This is a genomic window from Gilliamella sp. B2824 (genome assembly GCF_026536245.1).
In the GTDB taxonomy this organism is placed as follows: domain Bacteria; phylum Pseudomonadota; class Gammaproteobacteria; order Enterobacterales; family Orbaceae; genus Gilliamella.
The window spans coordinates 22,106-44,548 of sequence record NZ_JAFNON010000010.1 but is presented as its reverse complement, the minus strand read 5'-3'; the positions used below and the strand labels follow the sequence as shown (position 1 = coordinate 44,548).

At 36.4% G+C, this 22,443-nt stretch carries 19 protein-coding genes; 7 read left to right on the top strand and 12 right to left on the bottom strand.

Annotated elements, in window-relative coordinates:
* Positions 1-34 precede the first annotated feature (34 nt).
* From J3U56_RS09770 to dsbB, 3 genes are all read right to left on the bottom strand, one after another.
* Positions 35-631 (bottom strand): XTP/dITP diphosphatase, encoded by a 597-nt coding sequence (locus J3U56_RS09770; protein ID WP_267367511.1) that lies wholly within the window; start codon positions 629-631, stop codon positions 35-37.
* A gap of 67 nt (positions 632-698) precedes the next feature.
* Positions 699-1,355, bottom strand: coding sequence for a bifunctional tRNA pseudouridine(32) synthase/23S rRNA pseudouridine(746) synthase RluA (gene rluA / locus J3U56_RS09765; protein WP_267334295.1), 657 nt, complete (start codon positions 1,353-1,355; stop codon positions 699-701).
* A gap of 78 nt (positions 1,356-1,433) precedes the next feature.
* On the bottom strand, positions 1,434-1,967 hold the full coding sequence (gene dsbB / locus J3U56_RS09760) for a disulfide bond formation protein DsbB (RefSeq protein ID WP_267349067.1): 534 nt from the start codon (positions 1,965-1,967) through the stop codon (positions 1,434-1,436).
* A 149-nt stretch (positions 1,968-2,116) separates the two neighbouring features.
* Between dsbB and rluC the strand changes: the two genes are divergently transcribed.
* Positions 2,117-3,100 carry a 23S rRNA pseudouridine(955/2504/2580) synthase RluC gene (rluC, locus tag J3U56_RS09755; protein WP_267334297.1) on the top strand — a complete coding sequence of 328 codons (984 nt, stop codon included), beginning with the start codon at positions 2,117-2,119 and terminating at the stop codon, positions 3,098-3,100.
* A 24-nt stretch (positions 3,101-3,124) separates the two neighbouring features.
* The gene (locus tag J3U56_RS09750) at positions 3,125-3,787 is read left to right on the top strand and encodes a histidine phosphatase family protein (RefSeq protein ID WP_267334298.1); all 663 of its coding nucleotides are present in this window, start codon (positions 3,125-3,127) and stop codon (positions 3,785-3,787) included.
* 81 nt (positions 3,788-3,868) lie between these two features.
* On the opposite strand, the gene J3U56_RS09745 is transcribed toward J3U56_RS09750, so the two are convergent.
* A complete protein-coding gene (locus J3U56_RS09745; protein ID WP_065798965.1) occupies positions 3,869-5,326 on the bottom strand; it encodes a M48 family metalloprotease in 1,458 nt (485 codons plus the stop codon).
* A 762-nt stretch (positions 5,327-6,088) separates the two neighbouring features.
* Positions 6,089-7,810, bottom strand: a complete 1,722-nt coding sequence (proS, locus tag J3U56_RS09740) for a proline--tRNA ligase (RefSeq protein WP_267367509.1) — start codon at positions 7,808-7,810, stop codon at positions 6,089-6,091.
* A 356-nt stretch (positions 7,811-8,166) separates the two neighbouring features.
* On the opposite strand from proS, the gene J3U56_RS09735 reads away from it, so the two are divergent.
* A complete protein-coding gene (locus J3U56_RS09735) occupies positions 8,167-9,471 on the top strand; it encodes a serine/threonine transporter (protein WP_267367507.1) in 1,305 nt (434 codons plus the stop codon).
* 254 nt (positions 9,472-9,725) lie between these two features.
* Positions 9,726-11,093: an L-serine ammonia-lyase gene (locus tag J3U56_RS09730; RefSeq protein ID WP_267334301.1), complete on the top strand. Its 1,368-nt coding sequence runs from the start codon at positions 9,726-9,728 to the stop codon at positions 11,091-11,093.
* Between the two features lie 72 nt (positions 11,094-11,165).
* Here the strand turns inward: J3U56_RS09730 and J3U56_RS09725 are convergent, their stop codons facing one another.
* The 6 genes from J3U56_RS09725 to xerD all read right to left on the bottom strand — a co-directional run bounded on the left by J3U56_RS09725 (position 11,166) and on the right by xerD (position 18,116).
* Positions 11,166-11,525 (bottom strand): helix-turn-helix domain-containing protein, encoded by a 360-nt coding sequence (locus J3U56_RS09725; protein WP_267334302.1) that lies wholly within the window; start codon positions 11,523-11,525, stop codon positions 11,166-11,168.
* 55 nt (positions 11,526-11,580) lie between these two features.
* The gene (locus J3U56_RS09720; RefSeq protein ID WP_267367504.1) at positions 11,581-13,065 is read right to left on the bottom strand and encodes an NAD(P)H-hydrate dehydratase; all 1,485 of its coding nucleotides are present in this window, start codon (positions 13,063-13,065) and stop codon (positions 11,581-11,583) included.
* 77 nt (positions 13,066-13,142) lie between these two features.
* Positions 13,143-14,537: a UDP-N-acetylmuramate:L-alanyl-gamma-D-glutamyl-meso-diaminopimelate ligase gene (mpl, locus tag J3U56_RS09715; RefSeq protein WP_267334304.1), complete on the bottom strand. Its 1,395-nt coding sequence runs from the start codon at positions 14,535-14,537 to the stop codon at positions 13,143-13,145.
* Positions 14,538-14,659: 122 nt separating this feature from the next.
* Complete coding sequence (recJ, locus tag J3U56_RS09710; protein ID WP_267344676.1) at positions 14,660-16,396, bottom strand: single-stranded-DNA-specific exonuclease RecJ; 1,737 nt, start codon at positions 16,394-16,396, stop codon at positions 14,660-14,662.
* An 82-nt stretch (positions 16,397-16,478) separates the two neighbouring features.
* The gene (gene dsbC, locus J3U56_RS09705) at positions 16,479-17,177 is read right to left on the bottom strand and encodes a bifunctional protein-disulfide isomerase/oxidoreductase DsbC (RefSeq protein WP_267334306.1); all 699 of its coding nucleotides are present in this window, start codon (positions 17,175-17,177) and stop codon (positions 16,479-16,481) included.
* 24 nt (positions 17,178-17,201) lie between these two features.
* Positions 17,202-18,116: a site-specific tyrosine recombinase XerD gene (gene xerD / locus J3U56_RS09700; protein ID WP_267349061.1), complete on the bottom strand. Its 915-nt coding sequence runs from the start codon at positions 18,114-18,116 to the stop codon at positions 17,202-17,204.
* A gap of 241 nt (positions 18,117-18,357) precedes the next feature.
* On the opposite strand from xerD, the gene J3U56_RS09695 reads away from it, so the two are divergent.
* Together J3U56_RS09695 and grxB are read left to right on the top strand one after the other, a co-directional pair.
* Positions 18,358-18,984: a Pr6Pr family membrane protein gene (locus J3U56_RS09695; RefSeq protein WP_267334308.1), complete on the top strand. Its 627-nt coding sequence runs from the start codon at positions 18,358-18,360 to the stop codon at positions 18,982-18,984.
* Positions 18,981-19,631, top strand: coding sequence for a glutaredoxin 2 (gene grxB / locus J3U56_RS09690; RefSeq protein WP_267349059.1), 651 nt, complete (start codon positions 18,981-18,983; stop codon positions 19,629-19,631). Before J3U56_RS09695 ends, grxB begins: the two co-directional genes overlap by 4 nt.
* Positions 19,632-19,789: 158 nt before the next feature.
* Here grxB and J3U56_RS09685 read toward each other — a convergent pair whose 3' ends face one another.
* Complete coding sequence (locus tag J3U56_RS09685) at positions 19,790-20,824, bottom strand: tagatose 1,6-diphosphate aldolase (protein ID WP_416379612.1); 1,035 nt, start codon at positions 20,822-20,824, stop codon at positions 19,790-19,792.
* Between the two features lie 290 nt (positions 20,825-21,114).
* Between J3U56_RS09685 and J3U56_RS09680 the strand changes: the two genes are divergently transcribed.
* Entirely contained in the window at positions 21,115-22,434 is a 1,320-nt protein-coding gene (locus J3U56_RS09680) for an MFS transporter (RefSeq protein WP_267367501.1), read from the top strand.
* The last annotated feature ends 9 nt before the right edge of the window (positions 22,435-22,443 follow it).

The following is a 22,443-nucleotide window of genomic DNA, read 5'->3' as shown; positions in this document are numbered from 1 at the left end:
TAAGATGCAATTTCATATATCGATGATATTGCTATTAATATTCGGATTTTATTTTAGTAATTAACTGTTTTAACGCTTGACCACGGTGTGAAATCTGGCTTTTATGTTCTTTGCTAAGTTGGGCAGCTGTGCAATCTAATTCTGGTATATAAAACAGTGGATCATAGCCAAAGCCGCCTTCTCCTTGCTCTTGATTTAGGATTAATCCATGCCATTTGCCTAAACAAATAATCGGTGTTGGATCGTTATCATGGCGCATAAAAACCAAGGCACAATAAAAATAGGCAGTGCGCTTTTCTGTTGGGACATTGTGTAGTTGTGAAAGTAATTTTTGATTATTTAATTTATCGTTACCATGGTAACCCGCATAACGCGCGGAATAAATGCCTGGCGCACCATTAAGGGCATCAACCACTAAACCTGAATCATCAGCAATAGCAGGTAGTCTTGTTAATTTTGCGGTATGCCTTGCTTTTAAAATGGCATTTTCGATAAAAGTTAAACCTGTTTCATCGACATCGGGAACATTAAATTCTTTTTGTGCCACAATATTAAAGCCAGCATCGGCTAAAAGCGTTTGCAATTCGTTGACTTTGCCTTGATTATTGGTTGCTAAAACAATTTTTTGCATCTTTAATTCCTTACCATAAAATTATGTTGATAACTATCGTTAACCGTTGTTCGATTTATAAGTTTCGTTAAAAATCGGGATCGCAGTTAAAGGTCATACTTTCACCTGTCTTGGGGTGGAGAATTGTTAACGATTGCGCATGGAGTAACAATCTTTTAGACCGAGAAAAGGCTTCAGGATGTGCATAAAATTTATCGCCTAAAATAGGATGTCCCAGTGCTTGCATATGCACGCGTAATTGGTGTGATCGACCCGTAAAAGGCGATAAGCTAACTCGAGTAGTGTTATCAGGGTTTCTTGAAATGACTTGATATAACGTCAGTGCCGGCTTGCCATTTTCTAAATCGACCATTTGTCGTGGACGGTTTGGCCAATCACAAATCAACGGTAATTCAACTTGACCGCTATCCTCTTTAATATGCCCATAAACTACGGCAATATAATTTTTTTTGGGGATTCGTTCTCGAAATTGCTTTTTTATTTCTCGATCGGCGAGTTTAGATAAAGCGGCAACCATAATGCCACTGGTTGCCATATCTAATCGATGAACGGACTCGACGTAGCTAAATTTTTGCTGTAAACGATGAATAATACTATCGATAAATTGAGGTTTGTTGCCCGACACCGATAAAATACCGGGTTGTTTATTGACAACAACAATATGATCATCTTGGTATAAGATAGAGAGCCAAGGGTCAATAGGGGGATGATATTCCAAAAGCATTTATGTATGACAATTTATAAGATAAAATTGCCACACATTCTAACAAACTCAACAAAAAGTGCCAGTTTTATAGCACACCTAATTTTTCCATAAGGTATTTTTGTTTACTGCAAAAAATTGGGCAATAAACACGAATAATCCAACTATAAAATAGCAAGCAAAAATAATGATCATCCATTGTGACATTTCAATGGTTAAAAAAGACCAAATTTTATCTGCACACGAGCCGTAAGCATTAAACAGGCCCGGTATCCACTCGTTTAAAGGTAGCCATGATGGAAACTGAACATTAATAGCGCAAGTGTCACTAAAGTTTGGTTCGAATTGTAAATGGGCGTGAAATGTTGCTAAGTTAAAGCCTTTATATGCACTAATTAACCAAATGGCGATCCCCATTATTCTAAAAATAAAATTACTCGGTGCAATTAAGCCAATAATACTGGCTAACATGATGCCAAAAATGGCGCAACGTTGATAAATACACAGTGTGCAAGGCGCTAGTCCTAAGCTGTGTTGAAAATAAAGTGCAGTTAACTCGAAAATAAGGGTTGAGAGGAAGAGTAAAAACCAAGCAAATCTTGCGCGAGAGTATTGATTAAGTAACGATAACATACTGTTTTATTCCTCCATATTCGGCTATAATTAGCTATCTTTAATTATATCGAAAATAATCTGTCTTTATTTTTAATTAGTGGTAGTGTAGTTTATTTTCGAATAATGTAAACGACTTTTATTTATTGATGGCGGATTAATCATTTCTTATGGATTCAAACGTTCCACAAACAAAATTACAGGTCTCATTTGTTATCATCACTGAAGAAAATGCGACGCAGCGAATTGATAACTTTCTTATCACACACTTGAAAGGTGTGCCCAAAAGTATGATTTATCGCATACTGAGGAAAGGTGAAGTACGCGTTAATAAAAAACGCATTAAACCCGAGTATAAGCTCAATATTGGGGATGAAATTCGTATACCGCCTATTCGCGTAGCAGAAAAAACCTCACCTGAAATCTCAACTAAATTAAATAAAGTTGCCGATTTAGAAAAAGCCATTATTTATGAAGATGATGTGATAATGGCTATTAATAAACCCTCGGGTATTGCTGTTCATGGCGGTAGTGGTTTAAGTTTTGGGGTCATCGAAGGACTTCGAGCATTAAGGCCTGAAGCAAAATTCCTGGAATTGGTTCATCGAATCGATCGCGAAACTTCAGGTGTGTTACTCATTGCTAAAAAACGTTCAGCATTAAAAGCACTGCATGAACAACTGCGTCTAAAACAGATGAAAAAGAACTATTTAGCATTAGTAAAAGGTGATTGGCCTTCTGAATGCAAAGTTATACAGGCACCGTTACTTAAAAATGTTTTGAAAAGTGGCGAACGAGTGGTTAAAGTCGATAAAGAAGGTAAACCTTCAGAGACACGTTTTAAAGTTGAAGAGAGATTTAAGTTTGCAACGTTGATTAAAGCCAGTCCTGTTACAGGCCGTACACATCAGATTCGTGTACATACTCAATATGCCAATCATCCTATTGCATTTGATGATCGTTATGGTGATAGCCAATTTGATAGGTTATTAGCCAATACTAAACTTAATCGATTATTTTTGCATGCAGCCAATGTGACCTTTATTCATCCTAAAACGTTACAAGATATGCAGTTAAGCGCAACAATGGATGATAAATTACAAGCATGCTTAAGTTATCTTAGAACAGAAAAGCATCATCAAACCGAATCTTAAATTGAAAAAAAGTAGTGAGGACGAATGAAAGATCTTAATTTATACTTAATTAGACATGGCCAAACCGAGTGGAATATTAAAGATCAGATGCAAGGATCGCAAAATTCACCGTTAACTGAACAAGGTATTTTGGGCGCGAAGATTACAGGCCAATATTTAAAGCATATTCCTTTTATGCAAGCTTATTCAAGCCCACAGCTACGCGCTAAAGAAACACGTGATTATATCGTTCACGAAAATGATAATAAAATTCCAACCTTTGAATTAGCCGATTTATGTGAGATGGATTTTGGTCTTTGGGAAGGAAAATCTGTCCCTTATTTGAAAAAAGAAGTGCCTGAATTTAATACTTATCTAACCGATCCAGCTAACTTTGATGCTTCTGTTAATCACGGTGAAAATTATCTTGATACACTGGTACGAATGAAACGTGCACTGCATACCATTACTCAAAATGCCAGTGAAGATAAAGGTAATATTTTAGTTGTTTCGCATGGCACCGTGTTACGTTTATTACTTTGTGTATTAAATGGTGGTGATTGGCGTTTACATCGGGATGAAGACTATTTTCCACGAATGTTAAATACCAGTGTCAGTGTAGTAAATTATCAGCAACAAGATGGTCAATCTGAAGGTAAATTTACGGTTAACTATTATAATAATGTTGATCATTTAGCTGATAAATAACCAGCAATTTACCCCATTTTTATTTCTCGACTAATGCCTTTTATAACGTTAGTCGAGAAATATTGAGCCTAATTAGTAAACTTATCTATTTTTACTATAAGGGGCGTAACGTTTTTGAAGTTGTTGTAACTGATTTATTCTGGCATCAATCTTCGATATCATTGTTTGATCGCCATTAGTTTGTTTTTTGGCATTTTGCAGTAATTGAATAGATTGTTGAAATTGCCCCTCTAATGCAACAAGTTCAGCTCTTGCACTCATTTCTTTTGCCCTTGAGTTTAATCCACCATAAGCTGTAATTAGTAGATCCCAACCATTTGTATCATCACTATGATCAAAGGTATAACGGTGTAATAAGCTCACCGCTTGTTGGTAGTTACGATTTTTAACGTATGCGTTAGCCAAGTTTAATTGTAATGCTGAACTATCTGGGGATTTTTTTAAAGCAGTTTGTAACCGATTAATCGCTGCTGCATTATTATTCATGTCCAGATCAATATCTGTCATTAAATCGATGTACCACAGATTATTTGGATCATTATCTAGTAATGGTTGAAGTTGCTGTTTGGCTTTTTGGTAATTGTTATTGCGATAATCAAACAGAGCATTAGCATAGACTAAAGCAATCTTACTTTGTTCATTATTCAGCTTTTTATAATCTTCAATTAATAATTTACCGGTATTTTGATTATTAGTTATTAAAATAGCCAAACGCGCTTTTGCTAAATAGTAGTTTAGAGAGGGAGGTAGCTCTTTTTTACTATATTGCATAGAACGGCTACGGATATCAGATAAACGGCTATTTGGTAGTGGGTGAGTGAGTAAAATCTCAGGTGGTTTACTGCTAAAACGTGTTTGATCAGCTAATTTTTGTAAAAATTCGGATGAAGCATAAGGATCAAATCCTGCCTTAGCCAATGTTCTAAGCCCCACGCGATCGGCTTCTTGTTCATTAGCTTGTGTAAAACTAATTGTGTTTTGTGCAGAACCTGCCATCGTACTTGTCATCGCGGCCATTCCAGCATCAGGATTCGCCAGCGTAAGTAGTAATGAGCCTAATGCTGCACCCCAAACATAAGGACTATTACGGTTTTGGTTTTCCATTGCTCTGGCTAAGTGACGTTGAGTCACATGGCCGATTTCGTGCGCCATAACTGAAGCTAATTGACTTTCATTATCAGTGTCTAAAATCAGTTTAGAATGAATCACCACATTACCGCCAAAAAAGGCAAACGCATTTAAGACATCACTGCGCATAATATAAAAATGAAAAGGTGTTTGGACTGATTCCGCTTTTGACACGAGTTTTTTACCTAAATCATTAATATATTGATTGAGTACGGGATCATTGATGATAGGGGCATCGGCTCGTAGCAAACGCATATAATAATCCCCCATTTCCATCTCTTGACCGATGCTTAAGGTTGATGCAGCAGCGGTTCCCATATCAGGTAGGTTAATGTTATCAGCAAAAACTAACGGTGAGTTTTGCAACAATAATGAGGTAGTGAGTGCCAATGCGATTGCTTTTTTTAACATTATTTAGACCACTTAAATTAACAATTAAATTGTCTTATTTTAGCTGAAAAAAAACGCAATATCACTGTCAATTTTAATTCAATACGAATATTAAAAAGAGATTAACTTACGCGTGTAATTACTTACTTAGGGAAAGTTATTTTAAACTAATTTACTGAAAAATTATTGAAATGCTGCTTGGCGAATATTTTCAATATCAACTGTTTTATATACTTAATAATATTCGGGTACACATTATAGTGATGATCGAATTCAGGCTACATTAATTGATTAACAACTTTAGCTTTACCCAATTGAAAAACTAAACGGTATATAGCACCGGTCATGCTAGTTAGTTCACTGCCATGTCAACAATGAACTAATATTGGTTTGGTGATTGTTTAAAGGATTTAAGTATTACAATGATTTTTCGTCGGTAATCTGACTAGTCCGTATCTTAATCCAAACTTCGGTAAGATCGGTATTATTCAAGCTATCCCGATCACTATGCAATACACGCAAGTTGATTATGGTTTTAAAACCTAGCTTATTCAGATATTGTATCTATTTTATAGTCGGCTGTTTTGATCGACAAATATTATTCCAATTTGATAAAAATTATTGGGGTATTGTGAATGAGGTTTTACTTTATATTGATAGTCAATTATGGATAATGCTAGAAAACACAACAATAATATCTCCCTATTTTTTTAAACTCAAACATTAAGAGTGATTAAGTGTTGTGCTTTCTTTAACATTATTAAGATTAAATCAGTAATGGTTTTATGCTTTACTTTGACGATTTTTGATAAATTCTACAATATCGTTAATTTTTATCATTTGCTTATCACCACCACAGCGATGTTTATATTCCACTTCACCATTTTCTAGATTACGTTCACCAATAACAATAGTATGTGGAATACCAATTAACTCTGCATCGGCAAACATCACACCTGGTCGCTCTTTACGATCGTCAAATAAAACTTCAATGCCAGAAGCTTGTAAATCAGAATACAGTTTTTCAGCAGTTGCTTGCACTTTTTCTGATTTATGCATGTTCATTGGGATGATGGCCACACTAAATGGGGCTATAGCTTCTGGCCATACAATACCTCGATCATCATGGCATTGTTCGATTGCAGCTGCAACAATTCGGCTAACCCCAATACCATAACAGCCCATAATCATTACGTGGTTTTGTCCATCTTCGCCTTGGACCGTTGCTTTCATTGCCTCTGAATACTTCGTACCAAGTTGGAAAATATGCCCAACTTCGATACCACGTTTAATCTGTAATGTCCCTTTACCATCAGGGCTAATATCGCCTTCCACCACATTACGGATATCTTCAACTCTTGGTAACGCAACATCACGCTCCCAATTGATATTAACGTAATGTTTATGGTCGATATTCGCACCGGCACTAAAGTCACTCATCACAGCCACATCGCGGTCAATAATGATTGGCATATTAAGATTCACAGGGCCTAATGAACCTGGCCCAGCATTGACAATTGCTCGAATTTCCTCTTCAGTTGCAAATTCAAGTGGTGATGCCACAATATCAATTTTTTCTGCTTTGATTTCGTTCAACGTGTGATCACCACGAACTAATAAAGCAACAAGTTGGTGCCCACTCTCTTTTGTCGCCTTAACCATGAGTGTTTTAACTGTTTTTTCAATTGGTAAATTGAATTGTGCAACTAATTCATCAATCGTTTTTGCATTTGGTGTATCAATGCGTTCCATCACCTTAGTTGGTGCTAAGCGGCTTTGCGTTGGTGCTAATGCTTGTGCCATCTCGATATTAGCGGCGTAATCAGATTCAGTAGAAAAGACAATATCATCTTCGCCACTATCGGCTAATACTTGGAATTCATGTGACCAGTTACCGCCAATTGAGCCTGTATCGGCACGCACCGCTCTAAAGTTTAATCCCGCACGGGTAAATACTGCACTATAGGCTTTATACATATCATCATAGGTTTCTTGTAATGATTCTTGTGAGGTATGAAACGAGTAGGCATCTTTCATAATAAATTCACGTGAACGCATTACACCAAAGCGAGGCCGTACTTCATCACGAAATTTGGTTTGAATTTGGTAAAGATTAAGTGGTAATTGTTTGTATGAGCTAACTTCATTACGTAACAAATCAGTGATGACTTCTTCATGAGTTGGGCCTAAAACAAAATCACGATTACCACGGTCTTTTATCCGTAATAATTCAGGACCATATTGTTCCCAACGCCCACTCTCTTGCCAAATATCGGCAGGTTGAACAACCGGCATTAATACTTCGATCGCACCGGCTTTATTCATCTCTTCGCGAACAATGTTTTCAACTTTTTTTAGCACACGATAACCAGTGGGTAACCAAGTATATAATCCAGCGGCAACTTTACGAATCATGCCGGCACGTAACATTAATTGATGGCTAATCACCTCTGCATCTGCGGGTGTCTCTTTTAATGTGGAAAGAAGATATTTACTGGTTCGCATACATTTATCCTGAAAAATAATTTATCTATAAATATAATAAAAATGTTAGCTAGTTTAGCAGTACAGCGCGTAACACTAAAGTAATTTTATTGTTATTTTTTAGCATCGGCGTAATTAGCCTAAAGAGTTTAAGTAAACAAACTGACCAATTTAGTCACTGACAATAATGCTTTTTGTGTATTTTGTATCAAAATTGATACTTTATCGATTTTGCGGTTGGCTAGGTATCAAAAGAGATATCTTTATCTTATTGATTATATTTGATTTTTTATTAATTTGTGTGATGTAGATCACTTTAGTAACGTTTTTAAATTGATATCATACGCACAAATTTTTAGGTATAGGAGAATAGTAATATGGATAGTGCCATAGCCAATAAACAAGCTAGTGAGGTAAAAAGTGAGGCAAAATTACCCAAGTGGCGTAAAAGTGATACGTTATGGATGCTGAGTCTGTATGGAACAGCAATCGGTGCAGGCGTACTGTTTTTACCGATAAATGCAGGTGTTGGGGGGTTAATTCCATTATTAGTAATGTTAGTGCTTGCCTTTCCGATGACATTTTTTGCCCATCAAGCATTATGTCGATTTGTTTTATCGGGTAAAAAACCTGAAGGCGATATCACCGTTGTTGTTGAAGAGGCATTTGGACGAACTGCCGGAAACTTTATCACGGTGCTCTATTTTTTTGCTATCTACCCCATTTTATTGGTTTATAGTGTTGGGATCACCAATACCGTTGATAGCTTTATGGTACATCAATTAGGCATGGCATCGATACCTAGGGCGTTATTATCCTTTATATTGGTCGCTTTTTTAATGTCGATTGTTCACTTTGGTGAAGAGCTGATTGTCAAAGTGATGTCGATTTTGGTGTTTCCGTTTATTGCTGTACTGATGATTTTAGCGTTATTTCTAATTCCGGAATGGAATGGTGAGATTTTTTCCAACGTTTCACTCACCAGTGCTGGCAGTGAAGGAAGTCAAAGTATTTTAATGACGCTGTGGTTGGTTATTCCGGTTATGGTGTTTGCATTTAATCACTCTCCAATTATCTCTTCTTTAGCTGTTGCTAAACGCAAAGAGTATGGCGATGTTTATGCTGAACAAAAATGCTCTAGAATTATTGCAGCAAGTAATATAATGATGGTCGTTACTGTCATGTTTTTTGTGTTTAGTTGTGCACTATGTTTGACCCCTGCTGAGTTATTGGATGCAAAAGCACAAAATATTTCGACATTATCTTATTTGGCAAACCGATTTAATTCACCTGTGATTGAGTATATTGGTCCTCCAATTGCGTTTATTGCAATGGCTAAATCATTTTTAGGGCACTATTTAGGGGGTAAAGAGGGCTTTAATGGGGTGGTGAATAAATTACTACGTAGCTGTGATAAAACAATTTCACCAGCAAAATTAGATAAAATTGCCATTGGTTTTATGTTTATCACTGCTTGGGGAATAGCAACACTCAATCCAAGTATTTTAGGTTTAATTGAATCATTGGGTGGACCAATTTTAGCAATACTTCTGTTTTTAATGCCAATGTATGCAATTCACAAATTACCGGCATTAGCTAAGTATCGTGGCAAATTAAGCAATGTGTTTATTGTCATTATGGGATTGATTGCTATTTCAGCAGCTATTTATAATTTGCTTTAAGCTTGAATTTATCCGTTATGATGACCATCTAAAGAAAAAATCCGCTTAGGTTAATAGGCGGATCAATATTTTTCGAGTTGATATCAGTTGTGTTTTTAATCAATCTTGATTTTCATTTTAAGGATTAGGCGCGTTGCCCTAATTGCTGGTTGTTAAACGTTTAACACAGATATTTATTATCTAATTTGATTGAGTAATCTATAAAGTATCTATCAATGTGGTTTAGTTACATTGAGTTTTGAAAAGGGAAAAATATGAGTTCGGTATTTGAAATATTTAAAATCGGTATTGGGCCGTCAAGTTCACATACAGTCGGACCAATGCGAGCCGGAAAAGCATTTGTCGATGAGCTGATAAGTAAAGGGTTGATGCCGTCTGTGACAAGAATTGTAGCGGACGTTTATGGTTCATTATCATTAACAGGTAAGGGACATCAAACCGATATTGCCATTATTATGGGACTGGCAGGTGAAAAACCCGATACCGTAAATATTGATAACATCCCGATATTTATTGAAAAAATTAGCCAGACTAATCGATTACCGATTTATAACAATCGTTATGAAATTGATTTTCCGCTAGCTGAGTGTATGATTTTTCACTCTAAGTTTTTACCATTGCATGAAAATGGTATGACACTCAGCGCTTATCATGGTGATGATTTGCTGTTGCAAAAAACTTATTACTCTGTTGGTGGTGGCAAAATTGTTGAAGAAGCACAATTTGGTCAACAAGATCAAAATCCAGTTTTATTGCCTTACCCATTCTCGACTGCTGCGCAGCTATTAAAATCGTGTGAAGATAATTCGTTATCCATTTCCAGTATTATGATGAAAAACGAGCTGGAACTGCACTCTTATGAAGAGATTGAAAACTATTTTCATCATGTCGGGCAAACCATTTTAGATTGTATAAAACGGGGAATGAATACCGAGGGGCTATTACCAGGTCCACTTAAAGTGCCACGTCGTGCGTTTTCGCTATACCGTCAATTATCGACCACTAAAGATAATATTATTAGCGATCCTATGGTGATTATTGATTGGGTCAATATGTTTGCCTTAGCGGTGAGTGAAGAGAATGCTGCTGGTGGACGGGTGGTAACAGCGCCAACTAATGGTGCATGTGGGATTATTCCTGCTGTTCTTGCCTATTATGATAAGTTTATTAATCCTGTTACGCCTGAAATCTCAATGCGTTTCTTTTTAACTTGCGGAGCAATAGGGCAACTTTACCAAAAAAATGCCTCAATATCGGGAGCAGAAGTCGGTTGCCAAGGTGAAGTGGGTGTTGCTTGTTCAATGGCTGCTGCTGGTCTTGCCGAGCTTTTAGGTGGAAATCCACAGCAAGTTTGTATGGCCGCTGAGATTGCCATGGAACATAATTTAGGTTTGACTTGCGATCCGGTTGCTGGGCAGGTACAAGTGCCGTGTATTGAGCGTAATGCAATTGCCTCTGTTAAAGCAATTAATGCGACTCGAATGGCGTTAAGGCGCACAACAGTTGCCAAAGTGTCGCTTGATAAGGTGATTGAAACAATGTATGAAACCGGTAAAGACATGAATGCTAAATATCGTGAAACATCACGAGGCGGGCTGGCAATTACCGTTTACTGTAATTAATTCGCCGTTAACTGCGATAGATTAATCCTTCAATTTGCCGACTAGTAATTTGGCGAATTGAAGCGATCAAAGTTAATATTTCCAGCGCATGGTATTCGCCTTGGAACGTAAAAAGTCATTATTAACCAGCATATCGACTTTTTCACTTTTTATTGAACGTAACTTTCTTTTTCGTTTGGCTTGATTGGTTGATGTGCTATGCATTAGTTCATTGTAGGCGAGTAAATTATTGAGTTGATCAAGTTCGTCTAATCCTCGTAGAACGTTTATTAGTGTATGTAAAGTAATGGATTCACCATTTTCTATACGTTTAATTGTTGCTATGCCAAGTTCAGATTTTTGAGCAAGTTCTTGTTGAGATAAATTTTTTTCAATTCTTGCCAATTTAATTCTGCGACATAACATTGCAACAATTTCAGTTGTTTGATTCATGCGTGATCCTCAATATAAACATAATGCATTGAGTTTTGAGCCTATTGTATCGGGGTTAATTGGGTAGTATATGTGTTAAACCTTCGATGATATCAGAAGCTAATAAACTGTATTTATTTAATTTTTCAGCTGCCTTATTACCAGCCAAACCATGCAAGTAAACACTTACTGGGGCTGCTTGAGCTGCGGGTAAGTGACCGGCAATGAGTCCAGCTATAATACCAGTTAACACATCACCTGATCCAGCAGTTGCCATACCATTATTGCCTGATTGATTAATATAGGTTGGTTTGTTAGGGTGGGCAACGACGGTCTTAGCATCTTTAAGCACACAAATGACATTGTGTTGTTGCGAAAATGCTTTTGCTGTTGCAACTAAATTATTTTTAATCTTATCGATAGGTAGCTTTGTTAAGTTCGCCATTTCACCTAAATGTGGCGTAAGAATAAGGGTTGATTTTGCCTGTTCAAGTAATGACAAATCTTGCGATAAAACATTAAGCCCGTCAGCATCAATAATTATTGGTACGGTTGCATGGTGAACAACATAAGATAAAATCTTATAAGTATCATCAGATATCCCCATACCGGGACCGATAACAATTACTGATGCCCAATTTATCCCTGTTTCAAGTTCAGTAAAATTAACTTGATTCGGCGTAAAAGGCGATAATAATGCTTCGGGGAGTTGAGATAATAAAATACCGCTATTACAACTTGGTGTGTAAATACGTACTAACCCAGCACCAGCTCGATAGGCGGCTTTAGCCGAAAAGTAAGCGGCACCGGACATGTTTTGCGAACCGGCTATGGTCAATACTCTACCATAAGAGCCTTTATGGGAATCATTTGCTCGCACAGGTAACAAGTTATCCAGATCATCTTGCTCAAAGGTATAATGCGCTGCTGGTTTGTCAGCATAAATGCCAATATCGGCAATGGTTATTTTGCCGGCTAGTTCAATGCCAGGATAAAAAGATAATCCGAGCTTCGCATAGGCAAACGTTACTGTCTGTTTCGCGTTTACCGCAGCACCTAATATTTTACCGGTGTTAGCACACACGCCGGAAGGGATATCAATAGCGAGTATATCGCCATGGCTTTGATTAATAAGCTCAATCGCTCGCAAAAAATCACCACTAACATCTCGATTAAGACCAATACCAAAAATGGCATCCACAACTGTTGTATAAGATGAAAGTGAATCAGGTAACGATATCATGATAGGGATTTGATAGTGCTGAGCTATTTTGATTTGTTGTAATGTTTCGGTCGAAGCATTATCAGCATTACCGACTAAATAGATAACAACATCAATTTGTTGTAATTTGAGTAGCCGAGCAACGGCAATACCGTCTCCGCCATTATTACCATAACCACATAGGAGCGCAACTTTGTTTAAATCAAATTCACCAGATTTAAGTTGTTTGATAACAGCAAGGGCAGCGCGTTCCATAAGTACCAATGGGGGTAAGCCCACATCCGAAGTTGTATAAGTATCGAATTGTTTCATTTCAGATGAGGTGACCAAGTATTGCATACTGCCTCCGTCTTGCCTTTAAAAAATAGCCACATTATGTGGCTAAATTATTATGGTGAGTTAATCTAATTTCTGTTTTAGATCAATAATTGTTCTTCTTGCTGATCTTTGAGTTGCTGCCTTTCTAAACTTTCTAGAATTTTTTTATGGATGCCACTAAAACCACCATTGCTCATAATCAAAATTGCATCAGTCGGTTTAGCTGATTTGCTGATCATCTCAACTAATAGATCGATATCCCCAGACCAATGTGCAGGCTGGATGCAGGCATCAACCACATCTGCAACTAACCAAGGTAAATGTTCAGGTTGAAAGATGAAAATTTCGTCAGCTCGTCCTAGTGAAGGTGCTAATTCATCTTTTGATACACCCAATTTCATGGTATTTGATCGCGGCTCAAGTACGGCTAATATTCGACGATTAGCCCCAATTTTGCTACGTAATGCTTCTAATGTAGCCAATATTGCTGTTGGATGATGGGCAAAATCATCATATATTTCGATATTATTGACTTCTCCATACAGCTCTAAGCGTCTTTTAGCGTTAACAAAAGTGCTTAATGCCTCGCATGCATCAGCAGGCGCAATTCCGACATTATGCGCAGCTGCAATCGCCATTAATGCATTATGCATATTATGTTCGCCAACAAGTGAATATTGCACTTCACCGACTTTTTGATTATTAAAATAAACCGCAAAATGACTTGCATCATTATTAATGCGTTGTGCAAGCCAGCCATTTTCAGATTCAGTAAATGTTTGTTCACTCCAACAGCCTTTAGCGAGTACTTGTTTTAAGTTGACATCGTCTTGTGGTGAAATGATAAGCCCTTTACTGGGTACTAAGCGCACTAAATGATGAAATTGTCTTTGAATTGCACTAAGATCATCAAAGATATCGGCATGATCAAATTCTAAATTATTCATTATCAAGGTTTTAGGACAATAATGCATGAATTTAGAACGTTTATCAAAAAAAGAACAATCATATTCATCGGCTTCAATAACAAAAAAGTTGCCTTCCCCCAGTCTTGCTGATACATCAAAATTACCCGGTACACCACCAATAACAAAGCCTTGATTATAACCTTGCTTTTCTAAAATCCAGTTAACCATACCTGCTGTTGTTGTTTTACCATGAGTACCGGCAACGGCTATGACCCAACGGTTGCATAAAACGTTATCGTGCAGCCACTGTGGTGCAGAAATATAAGGGATATTGTTATCAAGAATATATTCAATACAAGGATTACCCCTTGATAAAGCGTTACCAATAATAACTAAATCTGGTGTAGGTGTGAGTTGTACTGGGTCGTACCCTTCAATAATCTCTATATTTTCTTTTTGTAAGAGAGTACTCATGGGTGGGTAAACATTTTTGTCTGAACCAGTAACTTTATGGCCTAGTGATCGGGCTATCAAAGCAATTCCTGCCATAAATGTGCCACAAATCCCTAGAATATGAATACGCATTTTTAATCCTTAACTTTTATAAAATATATCGATGATAATAATTGTTTATCACTATAGTCGTTTTGAATGGTAATGAGATTCAACACCGATAGGTAAAGTTTATTATAGACGATTTTAAATCGTTATGCGATAGGCCATATATATCGAATCATTAACTTTGCCGCCTGATTACCTCGAAAATCATCTACAACTAAATGGTAAACAATTTTGACTTTTTTTATTGATTGATCCGGCCATTGTTGCAAATTAGCATTAAATAATATGCCTTCTATCAGACTACCACCATTTTGGGGTTCTAACACTAATCTAAGGTGTTTTTCTGCAAATAGGCGTTGCTGATGGATAATAAATTCCCCATCAAAAATAGGTTCATCAAACCCCTCACCCCAAGGTCCTCCCTCTTTCAATTGCAAAGCTATTGCATAATTAAAATCTTGTCCATCGATCTCACCATCAGTTTCTATTGTTGGTTGTAATACCTCATCACTTAATTTGTCATTTAATAGCGTTTCAAAACTGTCTCTAAATAGCTCGATGTCTTGTTCACGAATCGTTAAACCAACCGCCATTGCATGACCACCAAAACTCACGATTAAGTTCGGGTGTTTTTGATCCAGTTCATCAAGTACATCACGTAAGTGAACACCTGGAATTGATCTGCCTGAACCTTTTAAATGCCCATCTTGGGTTGAAGCAAAGGAGATAACCGGGCGATAATATTTATCTTTTAATCGTGCCGATAAAATACCGATAATACCTTGATGCCACTGTGGGTGGTAAACGACAATAGCATTTGGGATGGATGTATCTTGTTTTTCAAGCTGTTGAATATATGCTAATGCTTCTTTCTGCATTGTTTGTTCAATTAGCTTGCGATCAGTATTGAGTATATCAAGATCTGTTGCTTGCTGAACTGCTAAGTCAAAATCATCACAGAGTAGTAGTTCAACACCTAGTGCCATATTATCCATTCTGCCTGCTGCATTGAGTCTTGGTGCAACATAGTAGGCTAAATCAATCGCTGTGAAGGAAATTGCTTCTTTTTTCGCGATATGTAACAGCGCTTTAATACCATTACAACAATAGCCAGATCGTATTCTATTCATGCCTTGGTGCACTAATATTCGATTATTATGGTCAAGTTTGACAACGTCAGCAATGGTACCTAAAGCGACTAAATCTAATAGATTGGCGATATTGTACTCGGTTAGATTATTCTTAAGGAACCAATTTTCTTTGCGTAATTTAGCTCTTAATGCCAGCATAAAATAGAATGCAACACCGACGCCAGCAAGATGTTTAGATGGAAAAGTGCAATTAGGTAAATTGGGATTAATTATTGCATCTGCAATAGGTAACTGTTCAGGGCATAAATGGTGATCGGTAATAATCACTGTTAAGTTAGCTTGCTTGGCAAATTTTACGGCTTCTAATGCGGCAATACCGTTATCAACAGTGATAATGAGATCTGCGTGTCTTGACATTGCTTTTTCAACAACACCTACACTTAAGCCGTAGCCATCTTCAAAACGATCTGGGATGATATAATCGACAAATTGGCAGCCCATCTTTCTTAGTGCAGTAACCGTTAATGCGGTACTTGTGGCTCCATCGGTATCAAAATCGCCAACAACGATGATACGTTGATTATTTTTTATTGCAGAATAAAGAATTTCAACAGCAGTGGTTGTTCCATCTAACTTATCATAATTGCACAAATTACGCGTAGAATAGTCTAGCTCTTGCATTGATTTGATATCTCGCATGGCATAGACTCGTTGCAATAATGGCGGAATATCTTGCGAGAATTCAGGAAGCGTTTGTGGTAATTGTCGATGTATTATTCTATTTTTATTCATATTTAAAATGTTAGCGCTAAAGCGCTAACACAAGTTGTTATAGTGGTTAGTTCGAATATTAATTGTTGTGATAAACGACTAATTATTTAACAGATTTTTTATTCAAAATATCAAGCAATTTATCAGCCGGGACATAACCTGACACCAGTTGACCATCAGCTAAAACAATAGCTGGGGTCCCACTAATACCGAGTTGCTTACCAACATTAAATTGTTGAGTGACATAAGGTACCATACTGCTAGCGGGTGAAATCGTATTACCTTTATAGGCATTATCAAAAGCAGCTTTACGATCGGCAACACTCCAGATTGATTGCATGTTTTTGCCTACTTCACTATCCGCTCCTGCACGTGGGAACGCAAAATAGTGGATTGAAATGCCTGCATCTAAATATTTATCAATATTTTCATGCAGTAATTTACAATAATGACAAGTATAGTCAGTAAACACCGAAATAACATATTTTTCGTTTGGTGCTTTATAAACAATTGCATCTTTCTCAATAGATTTGATTAATTTAACATTGTTACTATTAGCGATGTTAACCGGTTCGTTACCTTCTAAGTTATAGAAAGGACCTTGCGTTAAATATTTACCATCATCAGAAACATAAAAAATACCATCAGGTGTATTAACACTTTTTAGTCCTTTTACAGGGCTGTCGGCAATTTTTAAGTCTTTTTCAGTATAACCTAATTTGCCGAGTGTTTTGGCAATATCAGCATTACTTGCCAGTACTGATGTTGAAATTAATGCTAAACCTAAAACTAATTTTTTCATTCAATTATCCTTATTTTTTAAGCATTATGCTCGAGGATGATGCTTACTGTGTAACTGTTTTAATCTTTCTGTTGCCACATGGGTATAGATTTGCGTTGTCGATAAGCTACTATGACCCAGCAACATTTGCACTACCCGCAAATCTGCACCATGGTTAAGCAAATGTGTTGCAAACGCATGTCGCAGTACGTGGGGTGAGAGTGCTTCAATATTAATGCCGGTTAGTATGGCATAATATTTGATTCGATGCCAGAATGTCTGTCGAGTCATTTTTTTACCTAATCGGCTAGGGAACAGCACGTCAATCGGCCCAGATTTTAAAAGATCATTACGGGCATATTTGAAATAGTATTCTAACCAATAAATGGCTTCTTCCCCCAGTGGCACTAAGCGCTCTTTATTACCTTTACCAATTACCCTTATCACCCCTTGCCGCAAACTGACATCACTGATTTCTAAATTGACTAATTCACTAACCCGTAATCCAGTTGCATAAAGCACTTCTAGCATAGCTTTGTCGCGTAGTTCGATAGGGTCATCAGTACTGGGCGATTCAAGCAACGCATCGACTTGTGATTCGGTTAAATCTTTAGGTAATTTTTTGGGTAATTTGGGCGATGACAAAACGGCAGAGGGATCATCGGTGCGATAATTTTCTTGATACAAATATTGAAAAAAACGTTTAGTTGCACTTAATAAACGTGCCGAGCTACTGGCTTTATAACCATCTTGCACGCGCTGCATTAAAAAATTTTGTAAATTAATGGTCTGCGCGCTTAGCATTGTGACATTTTGTTGCTGTAATGAGTGGCTAAGTGCAAACAAATCGAGTTTGTAAGATTCTATCGTGTTTTCTGCTAGATTACGCTCTAGCCATAATGAATCTAAAAACTGTTCAATTAACACTTTACTTTGTGTCGCAATACTTTTATTTGACATTCATGGTCATCTCTATATTCAATTTATTTACGTCATTATATACCAACTCGCTGATCGTTGCAGTTTAGACCAAGTAATGGCATGTAAATGAAAGGACCTTGTTATATTTATTGGGTAATGGTTTTTAGGTCGATTTATGCAAACTTAATTATAGCAAGTCAATTAACACATGATTCTCTTTTGTATTTTTAATAATATCTGATATATATTTGCATTAATATTTTATTTTGTGATGATGTGTATGTTAAAACGCGCTGTACCTCTTTTTATTGGGCTATATGCTTTTTTTGTTATTGGTATAGAAACTTATCTTTATTGGCATGCTCAACTTCAACCTTGGCAACCAGCGACGCCAGTTGGTCGAATCATTTTTTATTATAGTTTTTTTACTGTGTTATCGAATTTGATGTTGGCGGTGAGTTGTTTATGGCTATTTTTTAATCCTAGTTGCCATCGTTTTAGCTTTAAAATTATTCGGTTAAATGGGCTAGTAGGCGTGATAATCACTTCTATCGTTTATAACTTAATGTTACGCGCTATTCATAAACCGCCAAATGATTTATTAAAATTCACCAATGAAAGTTTACATGTTGTTATACCGTTACTCGGTGTTTTGAGTTGGTTAATTTGGGGACCGTTTCGACGCATTAATTTTCGAGTGATAATGGGTTCATTAGTCTGTATGTTAGCTTATGGCATATATATTTTTGTCAGAGGATACTATACTAATTTATATCCTTATCCTTTTATTAATGTTGTGAAAATAGGCTATCCGAAAGCGTTGTTTGCTGTCGGTATGGTTTTTTTATTGTTTTTAGGTTCAGCCTTATTTTTATGGGTAGTTGATTGTTTGAGGAGAAAAACATGAAGCTGTATATTTATGAACATTGTCCTTTTTGCGCCAGAGCAAGAATGATTTTTGGTTTAAAACACATACCAGTTAAATTAGAAGTATTTTTGAGTGATGATAACAAATCACCTGAAAGTATGATTGGTGAAAAAATGGTGCCAATTTTACAAAAAGATGATGGTAGTTATATGCCTGAAAGTTTAGATATTGTTGATTATGTTGATAATAATTATGGCGATAGCCCTATATTGATTGGCCCTAAATCAGCGAAAATTGCCGAGATAATAAAAAACATACAGCAGTATGATTATAAATTAGAGTGTCCGCGTTATATTAAACTGGGTTTAGCTGAGTTTGCTACACAAAGTGCCATTGAGAGTTTTGTCGCAAGTAAAGCTAAAAAGATGGGATCATTTGATGAATGTTTAGCGCAAACAAGTTCACTGGTTTTAGCTGTTTCTCAGTTGCTTGAACAACTAGATCCTTTGATTGTTTCACCACAAGCGTGTAATGGTCAATTGTCTTTAGATGATATTTGTCTATTTCCAGTATTACGTAATTTAACCTGTGTAAAAGATCTATCTTTTCCACCAAAAACGTTGGCTTATGTAACGGCAATGGCTAAATTGAGTCAGGTTGATCTATTTTTTGATCGCGCAATTTAATCAATCACTAAGTGAGTACGATAGCATGAGGCATTTTGACTGAGTTTGGTAACAGGGAAGATATTTAACGAGAGGTTGAAGAATATATCTATCAACTTTGTTCTTTCATTAATTCACTCATCACGTTTAGGTGATGAGTGTTAATTTATTGATTTAAATTAGTCACCTAATTTTAGATCAATTACTTCAATACTGTCTTTACCACCATAGATATCATACCAAGGTGTAGCGTATTGTTTTAAAATTTTGTTAAGGTGCTCAACATTTTCACGACCAGTTTGGTCTAACCAGCGTTTTAAACCCTCTTTACCGTCTTTAGCATAAGCCGCAACGCCTTCAAACCATGTTGCACGACCACCTAAAATACCACTATATTTAGCGCCATTCTCACCAGCAAAAATTAATTCTTGATGGAACGTTTTTGTTGGTACGCCCGCACTTAAATAGATAAATGGACGAGTTGCCGCATCACTAGCTTGTTTAAAATAATCGGCAGCTTGTTTTTGAGTATAGACAACTACGTTGTTATCATTAAATCCTTCTACATTTTTAAACAACACGGGTACTTCAACTTTAAGTACATCAATGTAATATTGGTTTTTAGTGAATTCTTTAATGGTGTTAATCACTTTTTGTGGTTTTATTTTGGCAAACTCAGGGCTTTTATCATCGGTCACGACATTATCATAGACAATTGGTTCGACAAATAATGGAATATCGGCAGCTCTGGCTTCTGTACCAACACGTTCTAGAAACGCATGTTTTTTCTCTAAAATATCTTTAGGATCATCGGGATTATAATAAACTAATACTTTTGCTGCATCAGCCCCTTTTTTCAATAATCGTTGTAGAGAGTCTTCAGGTAAAACATCAGGTAAACGGCCAGGCGTGTTTGCATCATAACCGGTTTTCTCATAAGAAATGATTAATCCCGCATCCTTATTTTTTTTAGCCATACCTTTAAAGCCATATTCTTCATCTAACAAAATTGCACTCACATATTTTGTTAATTCTTGTGAAACAAGTTCTTTAAATTCATAGACCATTTCAACATTATAACGATCTTTACCAACAGCCGCTTCCATCATTTTTACCATTGAACCACGTTGGTCGATTGCTAGTGCCGCAATAACGCCATCTTGGTTTGATAACTGTTGCATGCGAGTGAATTTTCCACGAGAAATACGTTTTATACCCATTTTATAACTCTCCATTTAAAAAGATTTTATGATTGTAGTTTCTTTTCGCGACGATTTATTAATCATTTAGTGCTAGTTTAGATTATATACATAATTTAATAAATTGCAGTTTATTATCATCATTTTATCAGGACAATAAAAGAGCAATATGCACAAGTTAGTTTTAAGCGTTATACAATGTAAATTGGCGTATTATTTGATATTTTTCTTCCAAAAAAATTGTGTTGAGGTATATTAGTACACAATAATAGACTATGTGTAAAATATACTTTACAAGGATAATCATGTCATACGCACAAAACGCGACGCCAACTCGAACCTTAAACAATCAAGACTATAAAACTTTGGCTTTATCAGCACTAGGTGGTGCATTAGAGTTTTATGATTTTATTATATTTGTCTTTTTTTCCATTATTATTAGCCATCTTTTTTTTCCGGATGATATGCCAGCATGGTTAAGTCAAGTGCAAACATTTGGGATTTTTGCGGCAGGCTATTTAATTCGTCCATTTGGTGGCATTGTTATGGCACATTTTGGCGATTTATTTGGTCGCAAACGGATGTTTACGTTAAGCATTCTTTTAATGGCATTACCTACACTATTCATTGGTTGTTTACCGACTTATACTAATATTGGCATTTTAGCGCCTATTTTGTTATTAATTATGCGACTGTGCCAAGGTCTTGCTGTGGGCGGGGAGGTGCCTGGTGCTTGGACGTTTGTTGCCGAGCATGTTCCCAATAATAAAATTGGCTTAGCTTGTGGAATATTAACTAGTGGTTTAAGTTTGGGCATTTTACTTGGTTCACTGGTTTCAACTGTAATGAATAAAAGCATTTCACCCGAACAAATGAGTGATTGGGGTTGGCGGATTCCATTTATTATTGGCGGGATATTTGGTTTAATCGCCATGTATTTACGTCGTTGGTTAAAAGAAACGCCAATTTTTCTAGAAATACAAAAACGAAAACAACAAGAATTAGCAAAAAAAATTCCAGTTATAACAGTATTAACTCAGTATTTACCTCAAACTATTTTATCTATGCTACTTACTTGGGTATTATCGGCAGGTATTATGGTTATTATGTTAATGACCCCAATTTTATTGCAAAAGCAGTTTGGATTTTCCGCTATTGATGCATTGCAAGGTAATATACTCGCTATTATTGGACTAATCATGAGTTGCACTTTTTATGGCATGATGATGGACAGATTTGCTATGGGTAAAGTGTTATTTATTGGCTGTCTTATTGCTGTCACTATAATTTCAATTTTCTATTTTTCATTAGATAACCCGCATCTTTTATTAATCACTTATCCTTTAGCTGGTTTTGGTGTTGGTATTGTTGGCTCGTTTGCTTATTTTATGGTTAAAGTGTTTCCTGCTGAAATTCGTTATAGTGGTGTTTCATTTTCGTTTAATATGGCCTATGCAATTGCCGGAGGATTAACACCTTTATTTATATCGTTCTTTAGCGATTTTGTTAGCAAAATGGCGCCTGCGATTTATGTGGTAGGGCTGTTTGGCTTAGGTGCGTTAATTGGTTTGTATTTATCCATGAAAAATAATAGCCAAAAATATATCGCTAAAGATATTGCTTAATATTCACTT